Origin of the sequence: Luteitalea sp. (assembly GCA_009377605.1) — a bacterium.
GTDB lineage: Bacteria > Acidobacteriota > Vicinamibacteria > Vicinamibacterales > Vicinamibacteraceae > WHTT01.
Genome location: WHTT01000024.1, coordinates 63,062 through 77,106, shown reverse-complemented (window position 1 = coordinate 77,106; position 14,045 = coordinate 63,062). Strand labels below are relative to the sequence as shown.

Here is a 14,045-nt window from a genome sequence, read left to right as displayed (position 1 = left end):
GACGGGATGCATCGGCAGCCAGAATGGTGCACTTATTCCCTGACAGGCCCTTAGCTGACGTTCACGACGCTACTCCGTGAAGCGGCGTGGACGCCTTCTACCTTCTCGGACATATGGATGGCGCGGCAGCGTGCTCAAGCCGCCGCCGGCGGGGGAGGCATTCGAAACGTCTTCTTCACGTAGTCGACGTTGGCGCGGGTGTCGGCGACGATGTCCTTGGTCGGCGAGGCCGTCTCGAGCACGTACCAGCCGCGGTAGCGGATCTCGTAGAGCTCCTGCGCCATCCGGGGCCAATCCAGCCGTCCCCCCGGGGTGGACAGGAGCATGTCGGCGTTTTTCACGTGTACCTGATGAATGCGCTCGCCGAGCAGCTTCGGCTCCGCGTAGATGTCCTTCAGGTCCTTCACCCGCGAGACGATGTTGTGCGGGTCATAGTAGACGGCCACGTAGTCCGACCCGATGGCATCCAGCAGCCTGATGTTGTCGTCGGCTGAAATCCAGTCTTCCAGGCCGACGACGACCTCGTGCTTCTCCGCATAGCGCGCCACTTCCTTCATCATGGCGACAAAGGTGTCCACCTGGGATTGGCTCGCCATGTCGATGTGGCTGTCGCCCAGAATCGGGAGCAGGATGTTGTTCGTGCCAAGGTTGCGGGCGACTTCCACCGCCTCGGTCAGGAGGATGGCGGCGGCCGGGTTGGTGTGCAGCGGCAACCTCGATTCGCCGGGCGACCCAATGGCGAGCGAGCATATCTGGATGCCGTTCTCGAGCGCAGCGCGCCGGAAGGCGGCCTGGGTCACCGGATCTCGCAGGGTCGGCGTCTCCTCGTCGGTCGGGAATTGCAGGCTCACTTGAATGCCGTCGAGCCCGATCTCGCGTGCGAGCGCGATCTTGCCGATGTCGCCGCGCTGTCCCAGGTTCCAGTCGGTCATGCCGACCCGCACGGGCAACGGATTGACGGGGGCCGTCGTCTGCCCTGTCCCCGTTGCCTGCGCCCGAGCCATCGCCGGCACGGCCGCCGGCGCGATGCTGGCCTGCTTCACGAAATCTCGCCGCGTCATCGGCACACAGATCTCCTCTTTGCATCTCGGACCGAGAGGTCCACACGGACTGTCTGCTCCCACTGGTCGGCTAGGCCTTCAGGATGTCGTCCCAGCCTTTGCGGTACTCGGGCTTCTTGATGAATGGGGCCGCTTCGGGCGCGTTGCGCGCGCGCAGGTTCTCGTAATCCCATTCAATCTTCTTCCCCGTGCGATAGGCGACGTTACCGAGGTGATTGGCTTCGGTGGTCCAACCGGAGTACTGGAAGTTCGAGCCGGGGACCGGACCAAGCCCCTTGGCGTAATTGACCCACTCGACCCAGTGACCCGGTGAGCGGGGCAGCGTTTCTGGCGGCGTCTGGAAGTCCTTGAACTTCTCCTCGGGCAACAGCGTGCCGTTGCCGAGCAGCATGCCCTTCGCTCCGATGAACAACTGCGACCGGCCGCCCCACTCCGGCAGCCAGCCCGGCGGCTTGCTGTCGCCCTGATGCCAGACCAATTTCACGGGAGGCGCCCCGGACGGCTGCGCGGGGAACTCGTAGACCACGGTCATGGTCGCAGGCGCGAGCTCGCGATGAGCCGGTCCGTTCGGCGACGTGGCTTCGATCGTCCGCGGCTGCTTGATGTCCAGCATCGTGTACGGCACGTCGTTGTCATGGCTGCCGAGGTCGCTCATCGTACCGTTGCCGAAGTCCCACCAGCGGTACCATCGGGGTCCTGGGAAGTATGTCTCGTGGAACGGCCGCGCAGGGGCAGGTCCCAGCCACAGATCGAAATGGTTGGTCGCCGGGATCGGCATCGCTTCCTTGAACCGGTCCACGATCTGGATGCCCTTGTAGAACCCGTGCGGCTTGTCGAACTCTTCGGCGGACGTCGCATCCTGGAGTCCCCACGCGCGGTCTGCCCACACGTGTACCTCGTGCACTGGCCCGATGGCACCGGTCATGAGGATTTCTTCGAGCGTGCGACGCGCCGGTGAGGCGTGGCCCTGGTTGCCCATTTGCGTCGACAGCTTCGGGTGCTTGGCGGCAGTCTCCCGAATGAGCCGCGCTTCCCAGACATCGTGGGTAAGGGGCTTCTCGCAGTAGACGTGCTTGCCGTGCGTCAGGGCCAGGTAGGTCGCGAAGACGTGGGTGTGCTCGGTCGTGGAGACGACGACGGCGTCGAAGTCGTTGGGGCGATCGAACACGCGCCGGAGGTCGTTGTACCTCCTGGCCCGCGGGAACCGCAGGGCGGCGGCGTCCAGCGCGCTCTGGTCCACGTCGCAGAGGACGATGACGTTCTCGTCCGGATGCGGTGCCGCCTCGGAGCCCTGACCGCCGCCCTGCCCCGGCGTGATGGTGAGCTCTTCGATGCTCGTGTCGGCGCGACCGCCGCAGGCGATGAACGCGATATCCAACTTGTCGTTCAGATTCCGGCCCCGGAGCAATGCGGGTGCCCCTGTCAGCACGCCGGCGGCCGCGACGGCCCCACCGACGAACTCGCGGCGCGTCATCTGACCTTGACGTGTCGTAGTCGTCGCCTTCTTCATGGCTCTCCTCCTGCCGCGGGACGCCGCGCCGAGCATCTGTCTGCACCCAACGGACGTATTCTTACGGATCCGTGCCGCGGCAGCAAGAGCCGACGCGCGCGGGTTCGCCGTCACGCCCATGCCGATGTAGCGTAACCATCATGCGCAGCAATGATCAGATCGCCAGAGCCATGACACGACGCCTCGTCTGCCTGACCGTCTGCGCACTTCCGGTGCTCATGTCGGCCCAACCCCCCGATCGCGCCAATACGCTCCATGAGGACGCGCTCGTCTTCGATGCCCATGTCCATGTGGTCAATCGCCAGTTCTACCACGGCGGTGACATGGGCCAGCGCGTCGACGATGGACAGTTCGATCTGCCGCGCGCGAAGGAGGGCGGGCTCGACGCGATGTTCTTCAGCCTGTTCGTGACCGAGCAGTACTACCCCGCACGTCTCGAGACGAAGCAGGTGCTCCGGCTCATCGATGCCGCCTACACACAGCTCGAGAAGAACAAGGACCAGATCGAGCTCGCCTTCACCGCATCGGATGTCGAACGCATCAGCCGTTCGGGGAAGATTGCCGCCTTCATGGATCTCGAAGGCGGCTTCGATCTCGACGGCGACCTTGCCGTCCTTCGCAACCTCTATCGACTGGGGCTGCGATCATTCCAGCTCCCTGCACACAATTGGACGAACGATTTCGCCGACTCTTGCTGCGCACCTCCCAAGTGGCAGGGCCTCAACGACCGCGGTCGCGCGGTCATCCGTGAAGCCAATCGTCTCGGGATGGTCATCAATGTCTCCCATGGCTCGGACGAGACGATTGCCGAAGCCATCGAGGTCAGCGCCGACCCCGTCCTCGCCACACACCACGGCCTGCGCAGCTTCAACAACATCCCGCGCACGATGCCCGACGACCTGCTCCGGAAGCTTGCCGCCAAGGGAGGCGTCATTGGTTTCCAGATCGGCAACGAGTTCCACAACGTGAAGGTCTTCGACTGGCGCTCCAAGCATGCCGGCAAACCGTTCTGGGACACGACTGACATCGGCGACAACGAAGCGAGCATGACCATCGAACAGCTGGATATGCTCGTCGCGCCTCAGTTCCCCATGGTCGGGATCCATGCCCCCGACGCGATCAAGCTGACGCCGTATGAGTGGCTGGGCGTGGTGGAGCGTGCGATCGAGTTGGTTGGCGAGGATCACGTCATGCTCGGATCGGACTTCGACGGCGGTCCGACGCTGCCTCGGGGGATGCGCGACATCCGCGATCTGCCGATGCTCACCGAGGCCATGCTGAAGCGAGGGTGGTCCGAGCCGCGGATCAGGAAGTTCCTGGGCGGCAACCTGCTCCGCGTGGTTCGTCAAGTGACGGAGGCCTCGCCTTGACACCAGCTCAGCAGTCATCAGGTGAAATAGCGATCGTAGATGGAATCAATCTGAAAGTGCCGCACGCCGAGCGATCGCAGACGTCGCGCGTCGGCGGCTGCGCCCTTCCAGTGATCAACGTTCGCCTGCTCGTACCGAAACGTGTTCAGCGCTGCAACGGGCGTGACGCGATGTTCGCGACAGAGCTTCAGGGCCTCTTCATCGAGCACGCTCCCCAGCTCGAATAGGAAACAGGTACGCGCCACCGGTTCGCCGCGCGCAATTGCCGCGGTCAGCGCGCGCCGGTCGACGGCGCGTGCGACGACGCCGGCGGTCAGCTCGGGAACGCGGCCGCCAGACAAGGAGTAGGTCGTCTCCAACAGATCGTGGCGGCGAAGGCTGTCCACGATGCTGTCGTAGAACGCATCCGGGTGGTCGGCCCCTTTGATGTCGAGCATGAGGCGCGTCCGGCGTGCGCAACGCGCGCACAGCTCGTCGAACTGCATCGGACGCGTATCGCCGGGCGTGGCGCGCAGCTCCGCGATCTCGGGCCGCGTCATCTGATCGACGGCGCGGGACACGCCGTAGAAGCGATCGAATGTGGGGTCGTGCTGCACGATCGCCTGGCCGTCGCGGCTGCGTCGGATATCGACTTCGAGCATCCAGTAGCCGCGCGCGATTGCTGCCTCGACCGACGACGGGCTATTCTCGGGATGTGTCTCGTCGACCACGCCACCACGGTGCGCGATGAGGAACAGCTCGCCGTCGGGGCGCGGCGACGTCATCCAAGCGGCGTGTGCCGTCCCCCACAGCGGCAGCCATGCCGCCCCAATCGCCACCAGGAGCTCGCGCCTCGATCGCATCGTCACGTCTCCAGCCAGTCACACAACGCCAGGGCGCCGCGCGATACGAGCCCTGCCCGCCGCCCTCGGCTCCGCTCAAGCCAGCTCGGCCTCCGGATCGGCCGTGATCACGTTGCGCACTTGGACGTCGAGCTGATGGCACGCGTCCATGAACTGACGTAGGGTGCGGCGCGTCGGCGGAAACGTGTCGAGCTCGTCGATCGACAAGCCGTCCTCGCGGTACGCCCGTCCGAAGTCGGGGAACTTCTTCAGCAACTCCTCGACGATGGCGGGCGCGACCGGCTGATCGATGCGAGGCACGACCGGCACGTCCGACGCGTTGAAGCGCCTCTGCCACTTGCACGGCGGCGAGATCACCACATCGCCACCGATGAGCTCGCTCCAGTGCATGTGATTCCGAAACGCCGCCGACAGCAGCCGCACGCGGTACCCGCGCTCGCGATAGATGCGATACGCCTTCTTGAACACCGCGACGCCGGCCCATTCGAGATCGCCCGGCTCGATCGTGATGTCCTTCTTGTCTGCGACCACCTTCAGCCAGTCGTCGAGCCGGCCGACCATGATCGTGCACACCGGCCCCATCGTTTTGACGTCGTCTCCCTGCTGCTCGCGCCGACGGAGCCCGCACTCGACGGCCTCCGCGACCGCCAGCGCCTGCGGCAGCGAGAACGAGACCGTCGCGTTGATGCTCACACCGCGCGCCGTGACCTCCTCCATCGCCTCGATGCCAGCCCGCGTCGCCGGCAGCTTCACGATCATGTTCGGCGCGAGCTGACTGAAGTGCAGCGCCTGCTCGACGAGCGCGCGCGCGTCACGATAGAGGCGCGGGTCCGTCTGGATGGACAGGCGGCCATTCCGGCCACCGTGCTGCTCGAATACCTCGCCCAGCATCGCGGCGCGCGTGGCGGAGATCTCCTCGGCGAGCCGCCAGGCGATCTCCGTCTCGGTGGCGGCCGGCCGCTCGCGCGCGAGCGCCGCGATCCGCGGCTGCCAGATGGACAGCTCCCGCTTCAACACCTCGAGGACGATCACCGGATTGCAGGTGGCGCCGACAGCGCCCTGCGCGAGCGAGTAGATCAGGTCCGCCTCGGCGGCGGAGTCGTTCCAGAGACAGGTCGGCCCCATTCGCGTCATCTGTTGCAGCGGGCTCAGCAGCGCCGCGTCCGTACGCGCGTCAATCGGCTCAGCGGTGGAGATGGAATGTGTGCTCATGATGGTCCGTTCACTTTTCCGCATTCAGTCCTGGACGAGCCGGGCGTCGAGCCGAATGGCGCGGTAGCCGCCACGGCTGCGATAGTAGAGCATCAGCCCGACGAAAATCACGGTCAGCACGATCGGCAGCACGGCGACGGAGCGGAACGCCGCCGAGGCACCGTGCGCGTCGTACCACGTGCCTATCACCGGCAAGATGAAGGCGACGGCGAGATTGCCCGCGCCGCCCACGATCGCGAGCAGGAACGCGCCGCCCTTCGGAAACCGCTCGGACGTCACCGACAACATCGTCGGCCAGTAGAACGCAATCCCGACACCGAAGAGCGTGGCGGCCGCGAACGCGCCGATTGCAGACGAAGCACCGGCGAGCGCGAAGAGTCCCATCGCGGTCAGGATCGACGACAGCGTCAGCAGGCCGAGCGGCGAGACGCGATGGGCGAACGAACTGCCGAAGAATCGGAGCAGGAACATGAGGCCCGCGGTGTATACCAGCACGAGGATGCCCTGCATGCCCGTCAGGTTGGTAATGAGCGACGGCACCCATTGGCTCGGCCCGAGCTCGGCGGAGGAGGTCATCAGCATGCAGACGAGCCACAGCAGGAACATCGGACGTAACGCCTCGCCGAACATCTCGCGATCGCTGACGCCTGCGGAGACACGCTCGGTCCGCGGGAACGGCTGGCCGGCGATCATGATGGCGTAGAGCACCGCCGGGATCAGGAGCAGCGCCAGCTTGATTCGCCAGCCGAACGCCGACGCCTCGCGCGACAGATCGGCCGCATCGAGACCCAGCGCGCGCGTGAGCGCGTACGCGGCCAGTCCGCCGATGATCAATCCGCCGGGCCACCACGCGTGCAGGATGCCGAAGCGCTTGGTCTTCTCACCAGGGTACATGGTCGCACACAGGGGGTTGATGACGCCCTCGACGAGCCCCTGCGAGAGCCCGAGCGCGAGAAAGCCGACATAGAGACAGACGAAGCCGGCGTCGGTGTAGTACGGCGTGATGGGTCCGGCGGGCGCGGGGGCGAACAGGATGAGCAGCACCGACCCGATGTACCCGGCGCTCGACAGCAGGAACAGCCGCCGCATTCCCAGAAAGTCGACGATCGATCCGCCGAGCATGATCGACACGGTGAACCCCCAGAATGCGGGACTGAGGATCACGCCCAGTTGGTGGTTCGTGAGATGAAAGTGCCGGCCGAGAGCGTCGAGGATGTCGCCACGGATCGAGAACACCATCGAAGTGGTCACGAGGGCCACACAGCTCGCCGCGAACAACCTGCCACGATTTGTCATTCGTCTCGTCTCCACGCGCGTCCCGCCGGCGTTGCCTCGGAATGCATCGGCCCGGCGAGGCCGGCATCGCTGCGCGGTCGCGTCTGGCGCTCCACGCCCTCGCGCTCCGCACGGCCGCGGCCCTGACGCAGGGTCACGAGGCGATCGATCGGCGTCGCTGGAAAACGCTCGCGCTCGCCGCGACGCCACTCCACGATCACCCCGTCGATCGCGCCGATCTCGCCGAGCCCCACGTGCACGCGCGGGTCGCTCGCGCTCAGATAGCTGCCGTCGGTGTGCGCGCGCCTGAGGATCGCCGGCCCTTCGCGCGGCAGCACGCGCACCAGCGCACCCTGTCCGTCAGGCGCGGCCGTCGTCGCCTCCAGCTCGATCGATATCCAGTGGGCGTCAGTCGCCGTCTCGTTCAGGAGCAGCCTCACCGGACCGTTGTTGTTCGACACGACGATGTCGACGTCGCCGTCGTTGTCGAGGTCGCCGAAGGCCGCGCCGCGGCTCACCTCCTCGAGGGCGAGCACCGGACCGGCGTCGGGCGACGCGTCGCGATAGCCGGCGCGCCCGCCGGCCGCCTCATGGCGCAGCAGCAGATTGCGCTGTTGATAGGGATACGGACGTCCAAGCCGCGCGTCGACGATCGCGACGGCACCGTTGGCGATGAAAAGATCCAGGCGGCCGTCGCGATCGGCGTCGAACCAGTCCGTTCCGAACCCCGTGAAGGGGTGGCTGATTGCTCCCAGCCGCCAGCGCACCGTCGCGTCCTCGAAGCGCCCTTGGCCGTCGTTCAGGTAGAGCGTGGCGCCCTCGCCGATCAGGTGCGTGACGAACAGGTCCTCGTCGCCGTCCGCATCGACATCCGCGGCCGCGACGCCCATGTCCGCCTTGGCGCGGCCGCTCCCGTCGTACGCCGCGCCGGACAGCAGCGCATCCTCGGTGAACGTGCCGTCACCCTGGTTGACCCAGAGGTGGTTGGGTGTGCCGTCGTTCGCCACGTAGAGATCCAGCAGGTGGTCGCCGTTGACGTCGGTCGCGACAACACCGAGCCCAGCGCCGGCGGCCGAGCCGACCCCGCTCGGCGCCGTCACGTCGGTGAAGCGCCCTGCGCCGTCGTTGCGGAAGAGGCGCGCCGGCAGCGGATGGAACTCCGCGGGCAGGCAGTAGTCGCGCGGACCGGCGGGGTCGTAACAGGGCTTGTTGCCTTTCTCGGTGAAGTCGACGTACGCGGTGCTGAAGAGATCGAGATCCCCGTCCGCATCGTAATCGACGAACGCCGCGCTCGCGTTCCAGCGCTGATCGTCCACGCCCGCCTCGGCGGTGACGTCAGTGAACCGGCCTCTGCCGTCGTTGCGATACAGCACATTCGCTCCGAAGGCGGTCACGTAGAGGTCGGGATCGCCGTCGTTGTCGTAGTCGCCAGCGGCCACCCCCATGCTCCAGGCGCGCTGCCCGAGGCCCGATCGATCCGTCACGTCCGTGAAGCGGAGTCGCCCGCGCTCCACCAGCTCGTTGCGGAACAACGACGATCGCGATTGCGCATCCGGCGATCCCTGCAACAGGTAGACGTCGAGGTCACCGTCACCGTCATAGTCCAGGAGCGCACAGCCGGAGCCCATGATCTCCGGCAGACGGAAGGCGCCGGCGGCGCCCGACTCGTGCACGAACCTCAGCCCCACGTCCGCGGCGGCCTCGCGAAAGCGGGGCGTGACGGGCACGCGTTCCGCGTGCGCAGACGGCATGGCCAGCGGCCCGGCGACGCCGACCGACGCGGCCACGACGATGGCCGGCAGCGCAATGACGCCGGCCATCGAGCACCAGCGGGCGCACCGCACAGGATCGGCGACGGCGCGGCTCGTCAGAGGGACCCTCACTGCCGCGCTCCGCTCCTCTCGCGCAGCCGTCGCAGGTCATTGTCTATGCGCTCGACGAGGCTGGCCTGGCCGTGCGCCACTGCTCGTGTGCGTGCAGCCAGCGCGTGTCGCTCGGCGTCGGCCATGCGACCGCTGCGCGCGCAGGCGTCGGCGAGGTAGTACAGGTACTGCGACGTCTTCTCGTCCTCGATCTCGGCGGCCTCTGCGAAGTGTGCCAGCGCTTCGCCGTTGTTCCGCTCGGCGAGCAGCAGCCGGGCGAGATTGAAGTGCGCGTCGCGATGCGCCGGATTCGCAGCGAGCGCCGCGCGAAAGTGATCGGCGGCCTCGCCCGCGCGGCCGCGCTGCGCCAGCACGAAGCCGAGGTTGTTGTGCGCGCCGGCGTGCGAGGCGTTGCTGGCGACCGCCCGCTCGAACGCCGCGATCGCCTCGTCCTCGCGGCTCTGCGAGAGCCGGAGCACGCCGAGGTTGTAGTGGGCTTCCGGGAGATCGGGATTCAGCGCTGTCGCGGCCCGATACGCCGCCTCGGCTTCGTCGGCCGCTCCGACGGCCGCGTACGCAGCAATGAGGTTGACGTGCGCCTGCACCAGCGTCGGGCTCGTGCGCGCGGCGCGTGCGAGGGCCTCGACCGCTTCGCGGTGCCGTCCCTGATCACGGAGCCAGCGGCCACGCGCCAGATCCTCATACGGCCCCGACCGCAGCGTTGCCACGCGCGCCACCAGCGGATCGTCGAGCGGTGCCGGCTGTCCGCGCGTCTCGTGATAACGCGCGAGCGACGCCTCGGCACGCGAGCGATCGCCGAGCCTACGATACGCGAGCGCCAGCGCGTAGTGCGCCGCGCCGAATGCCGGTGCGAGCGCCGCCGCGCGCTCGTAGTGCCGCAGCGCGTCGGGAGGAACGGCCTCACGCCCGCCTCGCGCCGCCAGAGCCCGCGCGAGCCCATAGTGGGCCACGGCCGACCCCGGACGATCCCGCAGGACGCCGCGATACGAACGCGCGCTCGCGTCGAGTCGCCCCTGCTCCAGTTGCAGATCGGCGAGTCGAAGCCGTGCAGGCACGTCGGCCGGGCTCAACTGCAGGGCCTCTTCCAGGGCTGCCGCAGCGCGATCGATGTCGCCCGCCATGGCGAGGGCGACGCCTTGGTAGTACGGCCATTCGAACGCACGCGGCGCCAGCTGGCGAGCGCGCGCATAGCAGGCGGCTGCGCGATCGAACCGATCGTAGGCGTGGAGCAGCAGCCCCAGCTCGCCGATCGTCTCGCCGGTCGGTTCACCGGCGGCGCGCTCGAGCGCCTCGACGATCCGCTGCTTGATCGACGGCTCGAACGTGTCGAGATCGGCTGGCGCGAGCTCGTCGCGCTCCTGCCCCGCAACCGTCACGGCGCCCGCCGCGCACGCAGCGACCGACAGCGCCGCCAGGAGCACCCCGCCGACTGCGCGCGTCGTCGCCGATTCGAAGCTGCTGTGCCGCATCCATGAGCTCCGCGCGTGTGCCGTCACGTCCACACCGCACGCACCAACCGCCGCGCTACGGCAGCGCGTACACGTTCAGCGTCGCGGGGATGGTCGGATCGCCGAGGAAGCCGCCGCCGCTCACCATCACCGCGACGTATTGCCGGCCGTCGCGGCCCTGATAGGTGATCGGAACCGAATGCGCTGCGGCGCCGACGTCCGTCGACCACACCTCACGGCCGGTCCGAGCGTCGAACGCACGGAACTTGTTGTCGAGCGTGGCGCCGATGAAGACGAGACCGCCGGCGGTCGCGATGGAGCCGCCCATGTTCGGCGTGCCGGCGTCCGTGATCCCGAGCTTCTCCAGCGCCTCGAACTGCCCGAGCGGCACGCGCCACCCAACCTCACCGGTATCGACGTCGACCGCCATCAGCTCGCCCCACGGCGGCTGCTGGCAGGGCCAATACTTGTCGCCGTCCCAGAACTTCCACCGCTGCGCCATCGGTCCCTGCTCCGGCGTGTCGACGATCTGGTAGACCTCGCCGACGTTCTGCGTGTTGACGAACAGGTATCTCAGCTCCGGGTTGAACGACGTCCCGTGCCAGTTGCCGCCGCCGAGCGTGCCGGGAAAGAGCAGGCTCGGCTCGTATCCAAACGGTAGATACGGGCCGCCCGTGCGTAGCCCGCCGTCCTTCTTCAGCAGCGCTTCGCACAATTGTCGATGGGCGGGGTTGATGTTGGCGAGCTCGGACGGATCGAAGCCGTTGCGCGCCAGCGGCACGGGCTTCACAGGGAACGGCTGCGTCGGCCACGGATGCTCGCTGGGCACAAACCCATCCTGCGGCATCCGACGTTCCTCCACGCCGTGGATCGGCTCGCCGGTCAGGCGATTGAGGATGAAGAGCAGCCCCTGCTTCGTCATCTGCGCCACCGCGGGAATCCGTTGGCCGTTGCGCGTGACGTCCATGAGGGTGGGCGCCGCCTCGAGGTCGTAGTCCCAGATGTCGTGGTGCGTGGTCTGGAAGTGCCACTTGCGGCGACCGGTCGGCGCGTCCAGGGCGACCAGCGTGCTGCCAAACAGGTTCGCGCCCTTCCGATCTCCGCCGTAGTAATCGTAGGTGACCGAGCCGATCGGCAGGAAGAGGAGGCCGTGCTCGACGTCGACCGTCATCAGGCCCCAGACGTTGGCGCCCGATCGGTCCTTCCAACTGTCCGGCTCTTCCCAGGTGTCGTGACCGAGCTCGCCTGGCCGCGGTATCGTCCGGAACGTCCACACCAGCTCGCCGGTGCGCGCGTCCCACGCACGGACGTCGCCTGCCGGCCCATGGCTCGGCTGCTCCTGCACGCGCGATCCCGTGATCACGAGGTGCTTGTAGACGACGGGTGGCGACGACAGGCCGTAGTTCGCGTCCGGGAACCGATCGACCATCCCGTCACGCAGGCTCACGATGCCGTCCTGACCGAACCCAGACACGGGCTGGCCCGTGCGGGCGTTGAGCCCGATCAGGAATCCGCCGCTCGTGCCGAAGAAGATCGTGGGCGGTGCCTCGCCGTCACCAGGCCAGTAGGCGAGTCCGCGCAGCGCCGGCACGCCCATGTCCTGGATGTCGTACTGCCAAATGGTGCGGCCGGTTTCCGGCTCTAGCGCCAGCGCCTGATTCGCGGCGGTCGTCAGATACATCACGTCGTTGATCACGAGCGGCGTGATCTGCGACATGCGACCGCGACGTTTGGTGCGCGACGCGCCATTCGCGCCGGATGCCGCCGCGCCATTCGAGGAGGCCCCCGCGCCGCGGCTGCCGCCTTCGCTGGAGGTCGCTTCCGGGGAGGGCACGACGACGGGTGGCGTGGACGTGAGCGTCCACACGCGCCGCAGCTTCGCCACGTTCTCAGGGGTGATCTGTGTCAGCGGCGAGTAGCGCTGCCCTCCAGGGTCGTGTCCGTACACCGGCCACCCGGCATCGGCAATGCGCCCGTGGGAGGCCGCGACCTCCACGGCGCGCCCGGGCCCCGTCGCGCCGCTCGACGGCACGGTGCCCGAATCCGGAACGCTGGCCGACGTCTCCGACCGTCCTGCTCCAGGTGCCGGCGGAACGGCCTCCGTGCCGCCGAGATGCGTCGCCAGGTACTTCGTGACGATCTCGATCTCTTCCGGCGTTCCGACGGCGCCGCGCACGACCATGCTGTCGACGATCTCCGCCCATTGCGGCGCGGAGTAGCGATGGTTGGTCACCATCTCGATCGCATGGCAGCCGGTGCCGCACATGCGCTGCACGAGGTCCCGCCCCGCTCCCGCCGGCAGCGTCGTTCGCGAGGGCACGGCCTGCGGCGGTGCCTGCGGCGGCTGGGGCTCCTGCTGCATCCGCGCCGTGGCGCTGATGGTGACGAGCGTGCACGCCGCGGTCGCGAGGAGCACGACAGAGGAGGCGACACGAGCCATCACGCGTTACCCGATCCGCAGCCCGAGGGTTTGCGTCATGTACGCGAGGTTGGTCTTGACCGCGTCGATCTCCGCGGCGGGCGCGCGATCGAGCTCGATCATCACCCACCCGTCGTACGACGTGTCCAACAGCAGCGCCGTGATCGCGGAGAAATCGATCACGCCCTTTCCCAGCTCGACAAAGCCGCCCTTGCGCCCCGTCTCGGCCGTCCGCGGCGTCACGAGGTCTGGGTCAAAGTCCTTGTAGTGCATGTAGATGATGCGGGAGCGGTACGTCTTGAAGACGTCGAGCGGATCGGCGCCGCCCGCGAGCAGGTGTCCCGTATCGGGGCAGAGCGAGAAGTACTTTGGGTTGGTCATCTCCATCGCACGGTCGATGTCCGCCCGGTTCTCGAGGAGATGCCCACGGTGCGGGTGGTACCCGAGGCGTAGCCCGTACTCCTCCTGCAGCCGTTTGCCCAGCTCGTTTGCCAGCTTTGCGAACGCTGCGAACTCCGCCGTGGGATCCGGCTGCGGCCGCTCGCCGCCCGCGAGATTGATCAGATCGCCGCCAACGGCCTTCAGGAACTTGCCGACGCGCATCCCGCTGTCCAGGTTCTCCTGGTACTTCGCCGGGTCGGAGACCGGCAGCGTGTGATAGAGCGCGACGAGCGCCATGTCGTGCTTCGCGAGACGCGCCTTCACCTCGCTGGACCGATCGCCGTAGGTGGCCGTGAGCTTCGAGGGATTGTCGTCCGCCTCGGTGCCGTGCACGCCAAGGCTGGCGATCTCCTCGACACCCCGCCAGAAGCCGTCCGTTCCGCGGCCGCCCGAGATGTAGGTCGTGAGGTTGTGTCCGATCCGGAACTTCTGGCCCGCACCGCCGGACGGGTCCGGTTGCGCGGCCTGCTCGCCGACCGCGCCGAGCGGCACGCCCGCGGCGGCCGCCGCCGTTGCGGCCGCGAGCCCCAGGAACTCGCGGCGCTGCAATGTGTGTCTCATCGTGGCCCTCCTCTGAACGCGCG

Annotated in this window: 10 protein-coding genes; 1 reads left to right on the top strand and 9 read right to left on the bottom strand. The window is 67.7% G+C overall.

Going from position 1 to position 14,045, the window contains the following annotated elements:
• Positions 1-134: 134 nt before the first annotated feature.
• Together GEV06_10450 and GEV06_10445 are read right to left on the bottom strand one after the other, a co-directional pair.
• Positions 135-1,061 carry a TIM barrel protein gene (locus GEV06_10450; GenBank protein MPZ18318.1) on the bottom strand — a complete coding sequence of 309 codons (927 nt, stop codon included), beginning with the start codon at positions 1,059-1,061 and terminating at the stop codon, positions 135-137.
• Between the two features lie 70 nt (positions 1,062-1,131).
• Positions 1,132-2,535, bottom strand: a complete 1,404-nt coding sequence (locus GEV06_10445; GenBank protein MPZ18317.1) for a gfo/Idh/MocA family oxidoreductase — start codon at positions 2,533-2,535, stop codon at positions 1,132-1,134.
• A gap of 176 nt (positions 2,536-2,711) precedes the next feature.
• Here GEV06_10445 and GEV06_10440 point away from each other — a divergent pair, with 176 nt between their 5' ends.
• A complete protein-coding gene (locus GEV06_10440; protein MPZ18316.1) occupies positions 2,712-3,941 on the top strand; it encodes a membrane dipeptidase in 1,230 nt (409 codons plus the stop codon).
• A gap of 17 nt (positions 3,942-3,958) precedes the next feature.
• Here GEV06_10440 and GEV06_10435 read toward each other — a convergent pair whose 3' ends face one another.
• The 7 genes from GEV06_10435 to GEV06_10405 all read right to left on the bottom strand — a co-directional run bounded on the left by GEV06_10435 (position 3,959) and on the right by GEV06_10405 (position 14,022).
• Positions 3,959-4,783 carry a hypothetical protein gene (locus GEV06_10435; protein ID MPZ18315.1) on the bottom strand — a complete coding sequence of 275 codons (825 nt, stop codon included), beginning with the start codon at positions 4,781-4,783 and terminating at the stop codon, positions 3,959-3,961.
• 75 nt (positions 4,784-4,858) lie between these two features.
• A complete protein-coding gene (locus GEV06_10430; protein ID MPZ18314.1) occupies positions 4,859-5,917 on the bottom strand; it encodes a transaldolase in 1,059 nt (352 codons plus the stop codon).
• A 102-nt stretch (positions 5,918-6,019) separates the two neighbouring features.
• A complete protein-coding gene (locus GEV06_10425; GenBank protein MPZ18313.1) occupies positions 6,020-7,291 on the bottom strand; it encodes an MFS transporter in 1,272 nt (423 codons plus the stop codon).
• Positions 7,288-9,153, bottom strand: coding sequence for a hypothetical protein (locus tag GEV06_10420; GenBank protein MPZ18312.1), 1,866 nt, complete (start codon positions 9,151-9,153; stop codon positions 7,288-7,290). The genes GEV06_10425 and GEV06_10420 overlap by 4 nt, the downstream gene beginning before the upstream one ends.
• A complete protein-coding gene (locus GEV06_10415) occupies positions 9,150-10,622 on the bottom strand; it encodes a tetratricopeptide repeat protein (GenBank protein ID MPZ18311.1) in 1,473 nt (490 codons plus the stop codon). The genes GEV06_10420 and GEV06_10415 overlap by 4 nt, the downstream gene beginning before the upstream one ends.
• Before the next feature lie 55 nt (positions 10,623-10,677).
• Positions 10,678-13,041, bottom strand: coding sequence for a PQQ-binding-like beta-propeller repeat protein (locus GEV06_10410; protein MPZ18310.1), 2,364 nt, complete (start codon positions 13,039-13,041; stop codon positions 10,678-10,680).
• Positions 13,042-13,047: 6 nt separating this feature from the next.
• The gene (locus GEV06_10405; GenBank protein ID MPZ18309.1) at positions 13,048-14,022 is read right to left on the bottom strand and encodes a TIM barrel protein; all 975 of its coding nucleotides are present in this window, start codon (positions 14,020-14,022) and stop codon (positions 13,048-13,050) included.
• Between the last annotated feature and the right edge of the window lie 23 nt (positions 14,023-14,045).